The organism is Algorimicrobium algoritergicola (assembly GCF_008086165.1).
Classification (GTDB): domain Bacteria; phylum Bacteroidota; class Bacteroidia; order Flavobacteriales; family Flavobacteriaceae; genus Algorimicrobium; species Algorimicrobium algoritergicola.
This window is the reverse complement of sequence record NZ_VSKL01000001.1, coordinates 352464-372220: the sequence shown is the minus strand read 5'-3', so window position 1 is coordinate 372220 and position 19757 is coordinate 352464. Positions and strand designations below refer to the sequence as shown.

Sequence of the window (19757 nt, the reverse complement as noted above, 5' to 3'; positions counted from 1 at the left end):
AAACGTATTATTGATTATGAAAACAAATAAATTTTTAACCCTAGTATTAACAGTAGTTGCTAGTTTAGCTATTGTATCTTGTGTTCAAGATGACGATTACACCATTCCTACAAGTTTAGGTGATGAAGAAAATGCACGATTAAACACTTTATTATCCACTGGAATAGAAATTTCTATTGCAGATGCAAAATCTAGATATACATCGGATCCTAATAATGATGGTGATACTACGGATGCTATGCCGTATATAGAAGAACTGGAAAATATCTATATTAAAGGATATGTATCTTCTTCAGATAAATCGGGTAATTTCTTTAAAGAATTTTTTCTTCAAGATAGTCCAACAAACCCAACAACAGCAATCAAAATTATTATAAATCAAGTAGATTTATACAATCAGTTTAATTTTGGTCGTGAGGTTTACGTGAGCTTAAAAGGCTTGTATATTGGTGAAGAACGTATTGGAACTGGTATTATAGCTGTTGGTGGTGAAACAGAAACTACGCGTTTTGGAACAAACATTAAAAGTATAGGTGAAAATCGCGCAAGAACACACATATTCAGATCACCTGTTACAGAAGACATCACGCCTGTAAATGTAAATTTCGCAGATATTAATGGTGGTCATGTTGGTATATTGGTACAAGTGGATGGCGTAGAGTTTGCTGATAATTTAGCAGGAGAACGCTATTTTGATCCAATGAATGATTTTGATACGAAAAGAAGATTACAAGCTTGTACTGGTTTTACGTACTCAACGTTTCAGTTAGAAACAAGTGGCTTTGCTAACTTTAAAAACGAACTACTACCTTTAGGTAACGGTTCTATAACTGCTTTGGTAAATAAGACTTTTGATGGTGGTACTATAATATTAGCATTAAACGGTTTGGAAGGTGTTAATTTTGATGGTTCTAGATGTGAATTGTTAGATCAAAGTAATTTTACAGTCGTTTTTGAAGAAGATTTTGTTGGTGGTTTAAACGGTTGGGATGTAATTAACACAGCTGGAACTAGAGAATGGTATGCTGCATCTTTTGGTGGTGTTTCTTATGTTAGAGGATCTGGATATGATGGTAGTAATGCTGTAACAATGGTTAGTTGGTTAATTTCACCAGCTTTTGATTTTGATGCGCAAGATGACGAACAAATGATATTAGAAATAGCTGATGCGTTCAGTGACGCCGGAGAAGAGCCTTTAAAAGCTTATTATTCTAACGATTATGTTGCCGGAGCTGACCCAACTACTGCTAACTGGACTGAAGTAGGAGCAAGTCAAATTGAAGGACTACCAATAAATGGTGGATTCTTTGATAATATATATGATGAAACTGGCTTTATTGATCTTTCTGCTGCTAATGGTACTGGCTTTATTGCATTTGTTTACGATAGTGAAAATGCCGCAATATCTTCAACTAGAGATTTAGGTAATGTTAAAATATTAGCTGCACAATAAAAGAATTAATAGAAATATTTAGTCTTTTAAATAATTATAAAAGAACCTGCTAATTCTAATAAATTAGCAGGTTCTTAATTTTCATACCATTACATAATTATGTCTATTTTCGATTCACTTTTTATTACCGTGTTCAAGCATTATAAAAAGCTTAAGAACAAAAAAGCAAATCAAATTGCATCGATTTATATTTCTTTATTACAATGTTCTATATTGTTGCTATTAGGTATGTTTTTTGCTGGATTTTCTAGTCAGATGAATATGAACACCATGTCTCAAGATAAAGCTTGGGCATTATTTATTATGGCTTCTGTTTTTGTGTTTTTTAAAAACTGGATACAATATGCAGGAAGAAAGCGTCAAGTACTAAATGCTAAAATGCTTAATAAGAAATCTCAAAATCACTCCATATTTTTGCTTTGGCTGCTTCCCGTTGCTTGCATTTTATTGTCAGTCATACTCTGGCAAGCTGTTTAAATAATCTTTATTTTCAAACTTGTGTTAAACAGTTTTTCGTTTCATTAAAACTATTATATTTCTTGGTTTTAATCTTATTTAAATATTTTGATAATCCATTTGAAAATTCCCATTCGGCCTATCGAAAGTTTATCGTAAAATTTGAAAATATAGATACCGTAAAATTTTAGGCTGCCTGCCTGACGGACAGGTAGGTTTGAGCATGCCATATTTCGAAGCAAGCAAGGTTTATTAAATGCGAGTTCCTAAAATTTAGGTGTCAAATGAAAAATTTAGATAAAGATTCGTAAGCCTAGACTTTCCTGCCTGCCGGCAGGCAGGTTTGTTTCTTTTTTAGGCAATGTAAAAAAGAAAAGAAAGTTACTTCTTCAACGTCATATAAACCGGAAAATGATCACTATAACCACCTTTATGTTTTTCACCAGCATAGGTTCTAAAAGGCGTGCCTTTATAGCGGCCTTTGTATTCTTTTAAGAAATCGGCATCAAAAATATGTGCCGAATCAAATTCCAAATGGTTTTCTCGCGATTCAAAAAAAGGCATCGTAAACATAATCTGATCAAATAAATGCCACTTTCTGTGGTGAACTAAACTCCCACGATTATAGGACCGCAGCGTATTCATAGGGTTGAATAAATTGTTATTTTCTATGAGTTGCGTGATGCTTTTACAATGTGGATCATCATTGAAATCGCCCATAATAATAATTTTAGCATCCGCTTGTTTCGCTTGGATATCTTTGATAATCTCACTTACTTTCTCTGAAGCTTGTAAGCGTTTTACCTCGGAAAGCTGCGTGCCTTCACGTCTCGACGACCAGTGGTTTACCAATAGCGAAATCGTTTCGCCTTGCAGCATTCCAGTTACTAATAGAATGTCTCGTGTAAAATCGTCACCACCTTCAGGTCTTTCAAATTGAATGGCATAAATTTCAGAGTGGGTCACTGTAAATTCCGTTGTATTATAAATAAGCGCGACATCCATTCCACGCTCATCTTTGGAATTAAAATGAACATAATCATAAGGTGTATTTTTTAAATGCGAGGTGTCTAATAAGTCACGAATAACTTTACCGTTTTCTACTTCGGCTAACCCAATAATACTTGGTGCATTTTCGGTTTCCGTATCGCCAATTTTAGAAATAGCCAACCCTAATTTTTGAAGTTTATTATGATAGCGTTTTTTAGTCCAACGTCTTTCGGAATTTGGTAAATAATCCCGATCGTGTTTACTGCGGTCATTGTAAATATCAAAAAGGTTTTCGGTATTGTAAAAAGCAATAGTAAAGGTGTCAGGAGAATCTGCTGACTTTTGCGTGCTGGTCATTAATTTTAGTATTTGCTTAAAAGTATGAATTGGGAATTAAAAAATGGACTTTATACTCAAAAACTCATAGTGCCAAAAAGGCAAAGTGCTGAAACCGGACCATTTTACGGGAAAACCGTAACGGTTTTTTGGGTTTTCGATGAACGATATAAAATTCACCAAAAAAGCTAGTTCTAATCATTTGTTTTTTTTAGTAGGTTTGGATTATTGCGGAATAATTGGGTTAGATACCCTAAATCTTAATCGGTTATTACAAGCAGAATTTTATCATTTTTTACTAACTTTAAACCAGTTTAACCTATGAAACAAACCCAAATCACAAACTATTTAAAATTGGGAATTCTGCTCTTTGGAATTTCACTAGTGCTGGTTAATTGTCAAAAGGATGATGATTTTATTAAAAAAACAAATACCGAAGAGATAATTATAAAACCCATTACAATTTCTTCAATCCAAAGAAATCAAGTTGCTCAAAACAAAGAAGTTTGGAACAAAATAGAAAGAATAAAAACAGAACTAACAGTGTTTAATGCTTCTTATCAAAACAGGACCGTATATTCCGACGGAACCGGTCTTTCATTAGAAACTGATTTTGCTACTTTGATTCAGTTTGAAAATGGCTATCATTCCTACACTTTTTTAGTAAACAATACACCTGAAGGTGAAGGCCTGCAAAATGTTCTTTTAAGTTTACAGGAGGATGGGAGTTATAAAGAATTCTTGGTGCATTACAATATTACTGATCAAGAAATAGAACTTTTAGACAATGGTCAGGAAGTTGATTTTGTTGATCGGTTAACTATAACGGAAATTGATGGCGGCTTTAGTGATCAATTATTCTCGCGTTTATTTTATGAAGATGATTGTAAAAGAGTTGATTTTCAGCCTAACACATGTTCATCGGGTAATCATGAATATGGCGATACCTCTTGTAATTATATTGGAGATGATAATATTTACACTCAAGAGGCATTGCCAGGAGGAACCTACACTACAACACTTAAACCATGTAGCAGTACAAGTGGTGGCCCAATTGCTTCCGACCAAGGACCACATGGAGGAGTTGGGAATGGAAATACCACAACACCAACTACTAGTTGTCGTTGTCCTGGTGGAGTACCATCTGGTGCAATGGATGGAGAAGGAAATGATGGTGATCCTTGCGAAAAAATCGCAGAACAATTGACTAATTCCAATTATTCAAATAAGCTTAATTCAATTACTAATAGCGCTAACTACAACTCAAATGAAGAGACTGGTTTTGCCGAGGAATCAGATGGCACTTTTACCAATTTAAATCCTGATTTAGGAAATCATAGTTTAACGATTCCAATCGCATCCAATAGGGTTGGTTTTACCCATATTCACACAAACCAATATACAATTGCCGACACAAATAATGATAATATTCCAGATGAAATCATCCCAATAAAACAATTAGGACCTAGAGATATTACAACATTTTTAAAACTTTTATTACTAGCTCAACAAGAAAATAGACCGCTTTTGGATGTTTATGGGAGTATGTTTTCAAGTTCTAGAGATTACACTTTACGCTTTACGGGAGACATTAATAGTTTCAGTTTAATGGACGTAGAATTATTATTAGCTAACAAAACAACCTTAAATGAAAAGTTTAGTCAAATGGTAAAAAAGTTTGGCAAGGAAAAGGGATTTCTAAAATTTGTTGAACTGGAAATTGGCATTGAAGGCATTTCTTTATTTAGAATAAAAAATAATGGTGACATCCAGAAAAAAAGGTTAAATGATAATGGTAATTTAGAAACTGAAAATTGCCCTTAAAAAATTATAAATTATGAAAAAAATAACATTAGTAATAGCTTTAATAGGGATCTTATTAAGTTGCAAAGCACAAGTTATTCCCGTTCAAAATAGTATTAACTATTTAATTAATGATACAAATATTCCTGACGGAACCTACCTAAAAGATGTTGATAATTTATTTGATAAATTTATTGGCACATGGACTGGTACCATTAACAATAAAAATTATGAATTTGTAATTACAAAAATTACTACAGAATATATAGGTATTTCTACAGATAAATTGTTATTAAAGTACAGAATAACTGATCTGATGGATAATGTACTTGTTGAAACAATCAATTTGTCTAATGATTCAGAATATGTCATAAAGGGGATTCATTTTTTAGAAAACGGTGAAACCTATCAATTAATCTATGGTGGCTATGAAGTGCTTTGTGGACAAAGTGGTGATGTATTTATAGCTGTTATAAATAATAATTCTCAACTGAATTTTATATTATATCCTGACGGTGAAATAGAACCGTCTTCATGTCCAAATGGACAAGTAGACCAGATTTTACCAACAGAATTGATTACATTAGATAAACAATAGTATAAAAAATAAAACTTATCATGAGAGTTACAATTTTATTTTTGATAACATAACCTTAGATCAAGAACAATGTTTATTAGATCAGCGTTTTATTAAAGATGACAAGCAAACTGTTGCATAATATTTAGAATCTTTTGCTAATGTTGCCATTACAGATTTCAAACGTGTTTCTGTAGGATAATTTTTAAATTATCAAGATATAGTAAAGCCTCTCATTAATTTGGGAAGCTTTTTTATTTTCAAAAATTACTGTTATCTTACAATGAAACCCAAGTCTATATTTTCAAAACATGAAAACACCAATTTATATTATACTCTTATTTATTTTCTCAATAGTTTCTTGCAAAGCGCAAAGTCCAATTATTTCAATTTATGATGATTTGAAGGTTCCTCGACAAGAAAATGCCTATTATAAAGATACTGATAACGATTTCGACAGGTTTATCGGTACTTGGAAATATACCAATGGACAAGAAGAGCTTACTATAATTATAAACAAGAAATTATCGGATTATCATACTAACTATAAGAATATTTCATATTATGAAGATATCATTTATGGTGAATTCCAATATATAGATTCAAATGGAGTAGAACTCGTTAACACGCTTTCAAATATTGATAATACAACTATAGGCGTATCTCAACACCAGATATTTGGTAACAGAATAAATCCATCCCAGTTTCTACCAGGTTGTGAAAACTGTGGTCCTAATGAACGAAGTGTATTTTTGAGTTTTCGGGATCCGTTAAGAGATTATATAAAATGTGAACTTGTTTTAAGAACTATACCTAATACTCAAAATAGTAACGTTAACGATTTAAAAGCAGTTATAACTGGTAGTTATTCTATAATACCGGAAGGCTCACCAACAGATAGCAGAATACCTTATGGCAAATATGTCATGATAAAACAATAAGTAATTTTTAAAAATAAAAAAGCCTCTCATGTATTGAGAGGCTTTTTTATTTTCAACAATTACTGTTATCTTACGTTGAAACCCAAGTCTACATTTTCAAACTATGAAAACAATATTGAAAATTTTCCGCATGTTTATTGCATGTAGTGCTACCTCTCAAGTTACTCAGATTCTACTATTGCATAGTTTTGATTATCCAAATGGTACCTATTTAAAAGATTTAGATAATGAATTGCCTTATTTTGTTGGGACTTGGGTTGGTGAAGTAAATAATATACAATAAACATTTGAATTCACCTTGTTCACGCAAGTAGAAAAAACATATGAAAACGATATCTATTAATATAGTAAGCAACCAAGTTTTAAATGATAATTTAGAAGCAACAGATATAGAAGATTATACTATTTCAGAAATTTTCATCAGGGATCAAATAGAATTTGAATTCCTTTTTATGGATACTGAAGATAATTGTTTTAATCAAGCGGGTTTCAAATTAATTAGAAATATAAATAATACTAGTCAATTAATGTATGAAGATTTTGAGCTAGGGGATTATGGTAGCTTTTATGATTGTAATAATTATCAAAATCAATCAGAAATCCCCATGTATTTACCATCTGATAATTTAATTTTGATTAAACAATAAAATCAAAAACATTATTTAAAAAAAAACAGCAGTTAAAAAGTGATGCCCAAACGGTTCATTCTTTTCTGCTGTTTTTTTTCATCTCACTCAAAAATTTAAGCAATCGCATTAAAAATATAATAATTAAACCGCCTACAATTGTTTAACTTTGTACTTTTAAAGCTTATGATAGAAAAAATAGATATCACGCACGAACGTGCCGTATTAATTGGTGTCATTACAAAAAGTCAGGACGCAGACAAATCTAAAGAATATTTGGATGAGTTGGAGTTTCTTACTTACACCGCAGGTGGAGAGGTTTTAAAACGCTTTACTCAAAAAATGGATATACCAAATCCAAAAACCTTTATTGGAAAAGGTAAAATGGAGGAAGTCCGAAAATTTATTGAAGAAAACGATATTGGAACAGCCATCTTTGATGATGAATTATCCGCTGCTCAAGAACGAAATATTAGTAAAGTATTGGAGTGTAAAGTTCTGGATAGAACCAATTTAATCCTAGATATTTTTGCCCAACGTGCCCAAACAAGCTATGCTAGAACCCAAGTGGAATTGGCGCAATGTGAATACTTGTTACCGCGACTAAAAGGGATGTGGACACACTTGGAACGCCAAAAAGGTGGTATTGGAATGCGTGGACCTGGTGAAACAGAAATTGAAACAGATAGACGTATTGTTCGGGATAAAATAGCCCTCCTAAAAGATAAAATTAAGACCATTGACAAACAAATGGCTGTGCAACGTGGTAATCGTGGTAAAATGGTTCGTGTAGCACTTGTTGGTTACACAAACGTTGGAAAATCTACACTGATGAATACCATTAGTAAAAGTGATGTATTTGCCGAAAACAAACTATTTGCCACATTAGATACAACGGTTCGGAAAGTGGTTATTCAAAATTTACCATTCCTATTAACCGATACCGTAGGATTTATTAGAAAGCTGCCAACCCAATTGGTAGATAGTTTTAAAAGTACCTTGGATGAGGTTCGCGAAGCCGATTTGTTATTGCACGTCGTGGATATTTCGCACCCTAATTTTGAAGAACATATAGACTCGGTTAATAAAGTATTAGGTGAAATTGATAGTGCTGATAAAGAAACCATTATGGTTTTTAATAAAATAGATGCCTATCAAGCAGAACCGTATGACGAAACAGATTTAGAAGTAGAACGTACCGAAGCACATTATTCCTTGCAAGAATGGCAAAAAACCTGGATGAATCGGGTTGGTAATAATGCCTTATTTATTTCAGCCTTAAACAAGCAGAATATGAAAGAATTTAAAAAGCGCGTTTATGACGAGGTTCGGGAAATTCACGTAACACGTTTTCCTTATAATCACTTTTTATATCCAGATTACGAGGAAGAAGAATAAAAACACATCAGAATTTCTACACGAATTTTGCATAAAATTTCGATTCTAACGTTTCTATAATTCATGGAAAAACTAAATGTATTCCTTAAAAAAACATGGGTGAAATGGTCGCTAATTGTATTGGCTGCTATCATTTTATTCTTTGTATTGCTATATGCTAGTATTTATTTTGGATTGTTTGGAAAAGTGCCAACACATGCCGAATTAGGTGCTTTAAAACAAGCAGAAGCCACGCAGGTTTTAGATCAGGATGAAAAATTAATTGGCAAATTTTATATTTATGATAGGCAACCGCTCGAATATGAGGAGTTTCCTAAACATTTGATTGATGCGTTGGTGGCAACTGAAGATGCTCGTTTTTACGAACATGATGGCGTTGATAATGTGAGTTTACTGCGTGTGTTTATTAAAAATATACTACTTCAAGATAAATCGGCAGGAGGTGGAAGCACCATCACCTTACAGCTGGCTAAAAACTTATATGGTCGAAAAAATTATGCGCTTTTCAGTATGCTCATCAATAAGTTTAAAGAATCTATTGTAGCCCAACGCATTGAAGATGTGTATTCCAAACAAGAAATTTTAACGCTCTATTTAAATACCGTTCCGTTTTCAGATAATACCTATGGTATAGAAAGTGCTTCGCAAAAGTTTTTTAATAAATCGGCTGTGCAATTAACTATTCCTGAAGCGGCAACTTTAGTAGGAACGCTAAAAGCGACAACCTATTTCAATCCCAGAAAATCGGTTGAAAGAAGTCAGTCTCGACGTAATGTGGTTTTGGATCAAATGGTAAAATATGATTATTTAGAAGCATCTAAAGCCGCCACATTAAAAACCGATTCGCTTATTTTAAAGTATCATTCCTTTAATCACGATTTGGGATTGGCACCCTATTTTAGAGCGCAAGTTAAACAGCAATTGCAAGCTGTTATTAAAGAATATAAAAAGCCAAATGGTGATTCGTACAATATTTATAAAGATGGATTAATTGTTCACACCACGTTAAATGCCACAATGCAAACCATGGCGGAAGAAGCTATGGCAGAACATCTTTCCAGGCTGCAAGTGGCTTACGAAGCATCGCATGGCAAAAACGCACCCTGGACATCCAATAAAAGCGTATTTAAAAAAGCCATGCAAAGTTTACCAGAATATCAGCGCTTAAAAAAGGCAGGTATTTCAGAAAAAGCGATAGACGATTCGTTATCAGTAAAACGCAACATGGATATATTTTCATGGAAAGGTGATAGTACACAAATGCTTTCAACAAAGGATAGCTTACAACATTACCTTAAACTTTTAAATACAGGTATGTTGTCTATCGACCCAAAAACGGGTGCTATTCAAACCTATATTGGCGGTATTGATTACCGCTATTTTAAGTATGACCATGTATCTCAAAGTGAACGTCAAGTCGGCTCAACCTTTAAACCATTTGTGTACACAGCAGCTATTGAAAATGGCATGAAACCTTGTTCATATTATTCCATTGATGCCGTAACCTATACCAACTACAAAAACTGGACACCAACCAATGCAGGTCAAGATCCCAACGAAAAAACGGATATCAATTACAATTTGGAAATGGCGTTGAGCAATTCGGTAAATACCATTGCAGTAAAAGTTTTAAATGATGTTGGTATTTCCAAAGTTCAAGAGCAAGCGCAAAAAATGGGTATTACTAAAGAGTTGCCTTCGCAACCGTCATTAGCATTAGGTGTTGCTGAAATTACGTTGAAGGAATTAATAGGCGCCTATGCTAGCTTTGTGAATAACAGCTACGGTGTAAAACCTTATATGATAACTAAAATTGAAGATAAAAACGGAAACGTAATTGTTGATTTTAAACCTGAAATTTTAGAAAAACAAGCGTTTAGCGATTATACCAGACAAGTTTTATTGGAAATGATGAAAGCAACGGTTAATAGTGGAACAGCTTCACGATTGCGAAACACCTATAAACTGAACAATACCATTGCTGGAAAAACAGGAACGACACAAGATAATAAAGATGGTTGGTTTGTAGCCATAACACCCAATTTAGTAACCATTACGTGGGTTGGGAATGATAACTACAACATCGGTTTTAAAACAACAGCTTTAGGTCAAGGTGCAAATTCAGCTTTACCCATGTTTGCTCATTTTTATCAGAAATTGAACAACGATTCTAAATTTAACGCAATTACCAAAAGCACATTTGAAACACCAAGTAATGATGTGTTAAACGATTTAGATTGTAAATTGGAAAAGGAAGATGGTTGGTTGAAAAAACTATTTAAGAGTAAGAAAAACACCAAAGAATTTAAAGGAGACGAATAGCAAAAAGACTCTAAATATAAAAAGCTCCGAAGTATAACTTTGGAGCTTTTTGTATTTATAATAATAAGTTTGATTTAAAAAGCATAGCTCAAACCAAATGTATAATATACTTGTAAATCATTATCTACATTATCAAAGGTTGGCTGTGGATCAGTAGGATCAACAATACCACCATTGCTAGCCAAACGCCCTTCATATTGTTTGAAAGCAAAATTAACAGCTTCTTGCTTGTTGTCTCTTAAACCAAGTTCAAAACCTAATCCAATACCTTTCCATAATTTATAGCTAATAGCATTAATCCAAGTCCAGTTAGATAGATTAGAATCTTCATAACTCATAAAAGCAGAAAGATTCGAATTGAAATCCAGCTTTCCAAAAGAACGACCATAATTAGCAACGACTTTCGCACCTAAAGACGATTGAAAAATAGCATCATTTTCAGCAAAAACAAAGTTGTAGTTTAATGGGTGAACTACCACTACTAAGTTTTCAATAGGTGTCCATGTTACACCAACACCAACGTCCAAATACCCAGGGTCATTAAAGTTGTTAATCAATGTTGTACGGTATTCAGCAAGCGTAGAAGCAGCCAAATTTTTAGCTATTTTATAACCAAAAAGTGATGTTACATTAAAAACATCATTAGCTTCTCTAAAGCTACCATCGTCTGTTGGATCGTCTTTGTCGTCAAATTTCACCCAGCTTAAGTTAATATTTCCTGTGTTATACCAGAAATATTTTTCGCGATCTAATTTTGCATAAGGATTAACCGTAATCGTTATGTTTCCAGAAGCGTTATTAGGCGTTCCTTGGCCATACCAATTGTTAAATTCAGAAAAACTAGCACCTATTGTACCAAACGCACCAAATTTCCAACCAGGAAAGGCGTCAATTTGCTTTTGTAAATCGTCAGCTTCTGCTTGCAAAGCATCGGCAGCAGCTTGTTTTTCAGATTTTTGCTCTTTTAATTCCTCCTTTGTTTGCGAAAACGAGGCTGTCGCAAGCAGCACTAAACCGATAGTAAATATTCTTTTCATAGGGTTTTATGGATTAATTGGTGATTTATAATCTTACAAAAATACTATTTTCTTTTAAATAATGGCACACTTGAGCAAGCTTCGCCAAACATTATTGATTTTGCAATAGGTTTTAGTTTGTTGGTAATCATGAGGTAAGCATTTACAGGAACCGGTTTTTTAGAGCAACCTTTAATAATAACAGCTTTATCTTGAAATTCGGAAACATCTAAATTTGAAATAATTTCTTGATATAGTGTGCTTTCTAGTAAATCTAAATCGCCTAACACTGTTTTTTTGGAAATAGATTCCAAAGAAATAGTGATGAGCATATAAGCCCAAGCAGGCACAATAGCATCTGTGGAGCAATGAATAGCCACATAGGCATCTTGATATTGTTGCCAATCGTGGTTTTTAACCTGTTCTCTAAAATCCTTTTCACGGAGCACAATTCCTTCTAGCAACCAATCCTTAATATCTAACGTCATACGATACCCTTTTGGGTAGTAATCTTCCAAATCAAAGGTGACGAGTTTGCTATTTGCAACGCGATTAATTATTTCTTCTTCCATAATACAAAGTTAATTTATTTATTGATATCCTTCAGCTTGCAGCTGGAAGAGTTGCGCATATAACGCGTGATTAGCCATCAATTGTTCGTGCGTGCCAATTTCTAAAATTTTGCCTTCCTCCAAAACTAAAATACGATCCGCTTGCCTGACCGTGCTGAATCTATGGGATATAATGATGCTTGTTTTTCCCTGGGTTAAGCCAATAAAACGTTTAAAAACATCACTCTCTGCTTTAGCATCTAATGCGGAAGTTGGTTCATCTAAAATCATCACTTCGGCATTTTTCATGTACGCTCTAGCTAAAGCTACTTTTTGCCATTGCCCTCCAGAGAGCTCTTGCCCTTTAGCAAAGCGCTTTCCAAGTTGTTGGTCGTAGCCTTTTTTTAATTCTGAAATGACTTCGCTTGCTAAACTTAATTCGGCAGCATGTTTAATTTTTTCTTGATTATTTAATTCAGCAATATCACCAACGGCAATATTTTCCTTTACAGTGAATTCATACCGGAAGAAATCCTGAAAAATGACACCAAAATATTTTTGATAAGCGTCTTTTTTAAAGCGATTAATATTAATACCATCTAATAAAATTTCTCCAGAAGTAGGTTCATAAAAACGCAATAGCAATTTTGTAAGTGTTGTTTTTCCGGCACCATTTTGACCAACAAAAGCCATTTTTTCGCCAGCGAAAATTTTAAAATTCACACCTTTCAAAATTTCATTATCAGAATCTGGATAGGAAAAATGCACATCCTTAAATTCGAAACCTGACATAATTTTTTCAGGAATTGGTTGATCTTCTTCATGTTTTGGAACAATAGACAAATCAATAAACTCAAAGTAATCTTTTAAATAAAGTGCGCTTTCTGTAATCCTGGTAAACTTTGAAAAGAAGTCTTGAAGATTTCGCGTTAATCTGTTGAATGATCCAGATAAAAATGTCAATTCACCTAACGTGATAACGCCAGAAACAACGCGGTAAATTATAAAAATATAAGCACCATAATAACTTAAGGTTCCTAAAACATTAAACACAAAACCCAAAGCGGAACGTTTTACAGCTAGTTTTTTATTTAATTGAAAATATTCTTCGGAGAGGTTTTTAAAACGATCTACAATAAAATCCGTCAGGCCAAAAAGTTTAATTTCTTTAGCGGTTTGATTGTTGGCACCTATAAAACGGAGATAATCTAATTCGCGTCTTTCGGCTGTCCAACCTCTAGCTAATGAGTATTGCTGCTGACTAAACCAAATTTCATTAATAAAAGAAGGAATAATACTGAGTACTAGTAAAATTATTAAATAAGGTTCAAAATATATTAATCCAGCAACCAGTGTGGCTATAGATATAAGGCTTTGTATTTCGCCCAAGGCATTGGACATAAGGCCTACACGTCCTGCAGTTTGCGTTCTGGCGCGTTCCAGCTTATCATAAAATTCGGAATCTTCTAAAAGACTAATATCTATTTGATTCGTCTTTTTTATAATGGTTACAGATGAATTAATAGAGTAGGCATCTCCCAGTAAACTATCCGTAAGTGAAATGGCGCGACTCATTAAATCTGAAAGAACTATTAAACCAAACTCGAGACCAACAAAAGTCCAAAGTCGGTTGAAATCGGTTGCTTCGTTACCAGATTGAAGGATAATTTCATCAATAATAATCTTACCTACCCAAAGAATTATTACAGGCAAAAAGGCCCCAATTAATCGACAAATGGCAGATAAAAGGAATCGTTTTTTATTCGTTTTCCAAATTTCTTTAAAAAACCGCGGAATGTAAATTAATGCACTAAAGGACTTTCTTAAACTAGTTTTTTCTTTATCTTTTAATGATTTAAGTCTAGATCTTGCCATGCGTTAGGTTAAGGGTTCAAGATTGAAAGTTCAAGATTCCAGCTTTAAAAATATAATTCTAGGTTTCTAAAAAATGATCTAAATAATCAAAAAAGTATGACGCGAAATTGCTGTTTAAAGCATACCTAATTCTAACTTGGCTTCTTCGCTCATTAATTCCTGTGTCCAAGGTGGATCAAAGGTAATTTCAACTTCGGCAGATTTTACGCTGTCAATGGATTTTACTTTCTCTTCAACTTCTAAGGGCAACGTTTCCGCTACGGGACAATTGGGTGTTGTTAAGGTCATTAGGATTTTAACATCGCAATCTTCATTAACGAATACGTCGTAAATTAATCCTAATTCGTAAATATCTACAGGGATTTCTGGATCGAATATGGTTTTAATAACGCGAACTATTTGTTCGCCTAATGCTGTTGTATCTATTGTTTCACTCATCTTTTTTGTTGTTAAGTTGATTGCTTACTATGATTTGTCGTTTAAACAAATCAACTATTACAGTTTAAATTAATTAAGCTGTGTTTGATACGCAATGGCGTACATTTTTAATTGTTTTATCATGCTAACTAAACCGTTAGCTCGCGTTGGTGATAAATGATCTTTTAATCCAATATCATCAATAAAAGCTGTATTTGCTTCTATTATATCTTTTGGTGCCTGATTTGAAAACGCACGAATAAGAATAGCAATAATACCTTTGGTGATAATAGCATCACTATCTGCTGTGAAAACAATTTTATTGTCAACCAAATCCGCATGAACCCAAACTTTACTTTGGCAACCGGATATGAGGTTGTCATCGGTTTTATATTGCGCATTAATTAAGGGTAAATCTTTGCCTAAATCAATCATGTATTGATAGCGTTCTTCCCAATCCTCAAACATGGAGAATTCGTCTATAATTTCGTTTTGTATGTCTTCAATTTCCATCGTCATAATTTTATACAAAAATACAATAAGTAATGCAGCTATTCAATTATTTACTGCTTTTCAGTATGGGCAATTAATTCTGAAACCAGCGCTTCAATGGCTTTTGGAGGTTTGCCAGCATCAAAAGTTGGCGTACGATAGTCTGTGCCATTTTTCGTGATTTTTAATGTGGCTCCAGCAGCACCATCATATTGATGTGCTTTAGAAGGCGGCTCCAAAGTTTCAAGCGTTTCTAAATTTAAAGCGGCTATTTTGTTTTCTATTGATGTTATTTCGGTTTCTGAAAGCGATTTAATTTGCGTTTCAGAAGTTCGGTCTTTTTGAAATGATATACTTTTATTTTCATAGTTAATCGTTAAATAATAACCACGAGAAATAGCCATATATTCTACCTGAAATTCTTTTTGATCACTCATTTTTTCGGTGTCTGAAGTTTCTGATTTATCCATGGTAATTAAAACGGTTCCTTCTTCATTATAAAAAGAAATTACGCCGTTTTCTTCTGAAAAACGACTGGTTTCATTCAATGCTTTTAGAACGCTTTGTTCTATTGTATTTGCTTCTGGACGACACATTTTTCGTGTGCTGGCTAATAGTCCGAATTCTAATCCAGAATCCGTAGATGAATAACTACCAGAAAACTGATTGCAACCTGAAAAACCTGCAACCATATTAGTTTCTAGGTTAAACATAATGTTTAGATTTTCATCAATTAAGGCGTTTTCTCCCACTGCGGAAATAATATAATTACCGGATAGTGGTGTTTGTTTACTCATAGCAGAAGCGTTTTTACAAGTCCCACAAGAAACCATAAATAGACTGATAAAAAGAAAGCTAATATATTTCATAATGTGTGTTTTTTAATACGCTTGCAAAAAGAAAGCCAAACTGATCATTAATATCTTGAACTGCATTTAAGCTAACATCATCTGTGCTTTTTTAACACCTGTAACTAAAGCGTCCACTTCAGCTTTTGTATTGTAAAATGCAAAGGATGCTCTAACTGTTCCTGGAATATTATAAAAGTTCATAATAGGTTGCGCACAATGGTGACCTGTACGAACTGCAATACCCATTTTATCTAAAAGTGTACCAATATCATAAGGATGGATTCCTTCCAAATTAAAGGAAATAACTGACGTTTTATTTTTGGCAGTTCCATAAATTTTTAGGCCTTCTATTTTTAATAATTCGGCTGTAGCATATTCTAACAATTCATGTTCATATTTTGCAATAGCATCAAAACCAATGTTGTTCATATAATCAATGGCTGCTCCAAAAGCAATGCCACCACAAATATTGGGTGTTCCGGCTTCAAATTTATGCGGCAAATCTGCATAGGTTGTTTTTTCAAATGTTACTTCGGCAATCATTTCACCACCACCTTGATAAGGTGGTAATTTATTAAGCCAATCTTCTTTACCATATAAGAAACCAACGCCTGTTGGTCCGCACATTTTATGAGCTGAAGCTACATAGAAATCAACGTCCAAGGCTTGCATATCAGCTTTTATATGTGGGCAAGCTTGTGCACCATCTACCAAAACGGCTGCACCAACTTGATGTGCTTTTGTAATGATTTCTTCTATAGGATTGATGGTTCCTAGAGCATTTGAAATATGATTTACGAAAACGAGTTTGGTGTTTTTAGAAAGCAATGTATCATAATCATCCATGATTAATTCGCCAGCCATATTCATAGGAATCACCTTTAAAGTGGCTCCTGTTTTTTCGCATAACATTTGCCAAGGCACAATATTACTATGATGTTCTAATGCTGAAACAATAATTTCATCCTCTTTTTTTAATAGTGATGAGAAACCATTGGCAACCAAGTTAATACCATGAGTTGTACCTGCAGTCATGATAATTTCATGTGCATGTTTGGCATTAAAATGTTTTTGAATGGTGTGTCTGCCAGCTTCGTATTTATCCGTAGCTTCTTGACTTAAGGTGTGAACGCCTCTATGAATATTAGCATTGTAATTACTATAATAATCTACAATGACATCAATAACCTGTTGTGGTGTTTGTGAAGTGGCAGCATTATCCAGATATACTAACGGTTTACCATTTACTTGCCTTTGAAGAATGGGGAAATCTTGTCTAATTTTTTCTGCGTTAAACATAGTTTTGTTTTAAATAGCCCCGATAGTAGTGGTATCCTTTTTGCCTTTTTTAGCAAAAAGATTTAGCGAATAGCGGGAAATAGCTTCAAAAAAAACTTATTTCCCATTATTCGTAATTTTAGATTTTATTTTAACTACAAATCGAAACCAATATTTACGCCTAATTTATTGGCAATAATTTTGGTGATACGTTCTTTTATTTCAGGAATTTTCACCGAACTCATTACGTTGTTACTAAACGCAAACATAAGTAATGCTTTGGCTTCCTTTTCGGGAATTCCACGAGAACGCATGTAAAACATAGCGCTTTCATCCAATTGCCCAATAGTACAACCGTGTGAACATTTGACATCGTCAGCAAAAATTTCTAATTGTGGTTTGGTGTTGATACTGGCTTTATCACTCAGCAAAATATTGTTGTTTGCTTGAAACGCATTGGTTTTTTGAGCTTCTTTATCGACAAGCACTTTTCCGTTAAAAACACCTGTAGAACTATCTGCAAAAATACCTTTATAATCTTGGTGACTTTCGCAATTTGGCTCAATATGATGTACCAATGTGTTATGATCTACATGCTGTTTGTTGCCAATAATTGTAATGCCTTTTAGTGTAGAATCAATACGCTCACCATTTTGATAAAAATTCAGGTTGTTACGTGTTAATTTCCCGCCAAACGAAAAGGTGTGTACTGAGGCATGACTTTCGCGCTTCTGATTGATAAAAGTACTATCAATTAATGATGCATAATCATTGTCATTTTGAATTTTATAATAATCAACAATAGCACGTTTGTTGGCATGAATTTCGGTAACGCTATTGGTTAAAACAGGGTTTTTTGTTAAACTTTGATGGCGCTCAATAATTTGTACATGTGAATTTTCATCCACCACAATTAAATTTCGAGGCTGTAACATTAAAGCCGATTCGTTGCCTGTAGCAAAATGAATAATCTGAATAGGTTTTGCAACCAATTTATTTTTTGGAATATGAATATAAGCACCTTCTTGCGAAAAGGCTGTATTCAAAGAGGTAACACTATCTTTAGTTGCTATTTTATTGAAATAATTTTCAATAATTAAGCGATATTTTGGCTTATTTAAAGCTGATGACATGAGGCAAACATCAATACCTTCGTGTGTTGTTTCTGATAAATACGACGAATATTTTCCGTCGACAAAAACAATTTTATAGGTGTCAATATCATGGATAAAATACTTTTTAACATCCTGATAATCTAATGCATTTTCCTGTTTTGGGAATACGCTATAATCATGCTTTAAGACACTTTTTAACGAGGTATATTTCCAATCTTCATCCTTTTTGCCAGGAAATCCGTTAGTTTCAAATGTTTTTATTGCTTCACTTCTAATATCATGCACTGGTGAATCGATATCAATCCGATCTTCCAATACCATAAATGAGGATACTAATTTATCTTTTAATTCCATGTAATTCAGTTTTCAGTTTTCTTTTTCAGTTTCAAATAATCCTAAACTTACTAAAGAAGGCTGTTTGCTATTTTATAATTGTAAAGCGTTTTAATGGGCGTGATCAGTTTGAGTATGCATTAGCAAACTGCAATTGAACACTGCAAACTAATTTATGCGTTTACTTCTTCCTTAATCCAGTCGTAACCTTTTTCTTCAAGCTCATGTGCTAATTCTTTTCCGCCTGTTTTTACAATACGACCTTCGTGTAAAACATGAACAAAATCTGGAACAATATGATCCAATAAACGTTGGTAATGCGTAATAACTATTACAGCATTATCCTTACTCTTAAGTTTGTTTACACCATTAGCAACAATACGTAAGGCGTCAATATCTAGTCCTGAATCGGTTTCATCTAAAATAGCCAATTTAGGTTCTAGCATAGCCATTTGAAAAATTTCATTACGTTTTTTCTCACCACCAGAAAACCCTTCATTTAATGAACGTGATAAAAATTTTCTATCAATTTCTAGCATTTCTGCTTTCTCACGAATTAATTTCAACATCTCTTTGGCAGGCATATCTGCAAGACCTTTCGCTTTACGTGTTTCGTTTATTGCCGTTTTAATGAAATTGGTAACGGAAACACCTGGAATTTCAATAGGATATTGAAAGGATAAGAAAATACCTTTATGAGCGCGCTCTTCAGCTGCTAAATCATCAATGACAACATCTCCTAAAGAGATGGTACCATCAGTTACTTCGTATTCTTCTTTTCCCGCAATTACAGAAGCTAGCGTACTTTTACCAGATCCGTTAGGACCCATAATAGCGTGAACTTCACCTGGGTTTACTTCTAAATTGATGCCTCTTAAAATGGCTTTATCGTTAACACTTGCGTGTAAATTAGTTATTTTTAACATG

The 19757-nt window shown here is 33.6% G+C and carries 20 protein-coding genes; 10 read left to right on the top strand and 10 right to left on the bottom strand.

Features of this window, described 5'->3' with window-relative positions; translation table 11 throughout:
- The first annotated feature begins 16 nt into the window (after nucleotides 1-16).
- Both ES675_RS01840 and ES675_RS01835 read left to right on the top strand, forming a co-directional pair.
- Nucleotides 17-1453, top strand: coding sequence for a DUF5689 domain-containing protein (locus ES675_RS01840; RefSeq protein ID WP_066249466.1), 1437 nt, complete (start codon nucleotides 17-19; stop codon nucleotides 1451-1453).
- Between the two features lie 99 nt (nucleotides 1454-1552).
- Nucleotides 1553-1930: a hypothetical protein gene (locus ES675_RS01835; protein ID WP_066249470.1), complete on the top strand. Its 378-nt coding sequence runs from the start codon at nucleotides 1553-1555 to the stop codon at nucleotides 1928-1930.
- Nucleotides 1931-2290: 360 nt separating this feature from the next.
- Here ES675_RS01835 and ES675_RS01830 read toward each other — a convergent pair whose 3' ends face one another.
- Nucleotides 2291-3256 (bottom strand): endonuclease/exonuclease/phosphatase family protein, encoded by a 966-nt coding sequence (locus ES675_RS01830; RefSeq protein ID WP_066249472.1) that lies wholly within the window; start codon nucleotides 3254-3256, stop codon nucleotides 2291-2293.
- 24 nt (nucleotides 3257-3280) lie between these two features.
- Here ES675_RS01830 and ES675_RS16355 point away from each other — a divergent pair, with 24 nt between their 5' ends.
- From ES675_RS16355 to ES675_RS01795, 8 genes are all read left to right on the top strand, one after another.
- The gene (locus ES675_RS16355) at nucleotides 3281-3427 is read left to right on the top strand and encodes a hypothetical protein (RefSeq protein WP_157448674.1); all 147 of its coding nucleotides are present in this window, start codon (nucleotides 3281-3283) and stop codon (nucleotides 3425-3427) included.
- Nucleotides 3428-3556: 129 nt separating this feature from the next.
- Nucleotides 3557-5059, top strand: coding sequence for a hypothetical protein (locus ES675_RS01825; RefSeq protein ID WP_066249474.1), 1503 nt, complete (start codon nucleotides 3557-3559; stop codon nucleotides 5057-5059).
- A 13-nt stretch (nucleotides 5060-5072) separates the two neighbouring features.
- Nucleotides 5073-5636: a DUF6705 family protein gene (locus tag ES675_RS01820; protein WP_066249477.1), complete on the top strand. Its 564-nt coding sequence runs from the start codon at nucleotides 5073-5075 to the stop codon at nucleotides 5634-5636.
- A 290-nt stretch (nucleotides 5637-5926) separates the two neighbouring features.
- Nucleotides 5927-6556 (top strand): DUF6705 family protein, encoded by a 630-nt coding sequence (locus ES675_RS01815; RefSeq protein WP_066249482.1) that lies wholly within the window; start codon nucleotides 5927-5929, stop codon nucleotides 6554-6556.
- Nucleotides 6557-6659: 103 nt separating this feature from the next.
- Complete coding sequence (locus ES675_RS01810) at nucleotides 6660-6839, top strand: hypothetical protein (RefSeq protein ID WP_066249484.1); 180 nt, start codon at nucleotides 6660-6662, stop codon at nucleotides 6837-6839.
- A 40-nt stretch (nucleotides 6840-6879) separates the two neighbouring features.
- Nucleotides 6880-7203, top strand: a complete 324-nt coding sequence (locus ES675_RS01805; protein ID WP_066249488.1) for a hypothetical protein — start codon at nucleotides 6880-6882, stop codon at nucleotides 7201-7203.
- Nucleotides 7204-7368: 165 nt separating this feature from the next.
- Nucleotides 7369-8580 (top strand): GTPase HflX, encoded by a 1212-nt coding sequence (hflX, locus tag ES675_RS01800; protein ID WP_066249492.1) that lies wholly within the window; start codon nucleotides 7369-7371, stop codon nucleotides 8578-8580.
- Between the two features lie 63 nt (nucleotides 8581-8643).
- Nucleotides 8644-10902 (top strand): penicillin-binding protein 1A, encoded by a 2259-nt coding sequence (locus ES675_RS01795; RefSeq protein ID WP_066249495.1) that lies wholly within the window; start codon nucleotides 8644-8646, stop codon nucleotides 10900-10902.
- A 74-nt stretch (nucleotides 10903-10976) separates the two neighbouring features.
- On the opposite strand, the gene ES675_RS01790 is transcribed toward ES675_RS01795, so the two are convergent.
- The 9 genes from ES675_RS01790 to sufC all read right to left on the bottom strand — a co-directional run bounded on the left by ES675_RS01790 (nucleotide 10977) and on the right by sufC (nucleotide 19756).
- The gene (locus tag ES675_RS01790) at nucleotides 10977-11939 is read right to left on the bottom strand and encodes a DUF3078 domain-containing protein (protein WP_066249498.1); all 963 of its coding nucleotides are present in this window, start codon (nucleotides 11937-11939) and stop codon (nucleotides 10977-10979) included.
- Between the two features lie 44 nt (nucleotides 11940-11983).
- Entirely contained in the window at nucleotides 11984-12490 is a 507-nt protein-coding gene (locus tag ES675_RS01785; RefSeq protein WP_066249505.1) for a DUF2480 family protein, read from the bottom strand.
- 18 nt (nucleotides 12491-12508) lie between these two features.
- A complete protein-coding gene (locus ES675_RS01780) occupies nucleotides 12509-14344 on the bottom strand; it encodes an ABC transporter ATP-binding protein (protein WP_066249508.1) in 1836 nt (611 codons plus the stop codon).
- 114 nt (nucleotides 14345-14458) lie between these two features.
- Nucleotides 14459-14782 (bottom strand): DUF59 domain-containing protein, encoded by a 324-nt coding sequence (locus ES675_RS01775; protein ID WP_066249511.1) that lies wholly within the window; start codon nucleotides 14780-14782, stop codon nucleotides 14459-14461.
- Nucleotides 14783-14851: 69 nt separating this feature from the next.
- Nucleotides 14852-15274: a SufE family protein gene (locus tag ES675_RS01770; protein WP_066249515.1), complete on the bottom strand. Its 423-nt coding sequence runs from the start codon at nucleotides 15272-15274 to the stop codon at nucleotides 14852-14854.
- Nucleotides 15275-15324: 50 nt separating this feature from the next.
- Nucleotides 15325-16122, bottom strand: a complete 798-nt coding sequence (locus ES675_RS01765) for an META domain-containing protein (protein ID WP_082985870.1) — start codon at nucleotides 16120-16122, stop codon at nucleotides 15325-15327.
- Nucleotides 16123-16188: 66 nt separating this feature from the next.
- Complete coding sequence (locus ES675_RS01760) at nucleotides 16189-17403, bottom strand: aminotransferase class V-fold PLP-dependent enzyme (RefSeq protein WP_066249518.1); 1215 nt, start codon at nucleotides 17401-17403, stop codon at nucleotides 16189-16191.
- 134 nt (nucleotides 17404-17537) lie between these two features.
- Complete coding sequence (sufD, locus tag ES675_RS01755) at nucleotides 17538-18851, bottom strand: Fe-S cluster assembly protein SufD (protein WP_066249521.1); 1314 nt, start codon at nucleotides 18849-18851, stop codon at nucleotides 17538-17540.
- A gap of 152 nt (nucleotides 18852-19003) precedes the next feature.
- Complete coding sequence (gene sufC / locus ES675_RS01750) at nucleotides 19004-19756, bottom strand: Fe-S cluster assembly ATPase SufC (protein WP_066249527.1); 753 nt, start codon at nucleotides 19754-19756, stop codon at nucleotides 19004-19006.
- Nucleotide 19757: the final 1 nt, after the last annotated feature.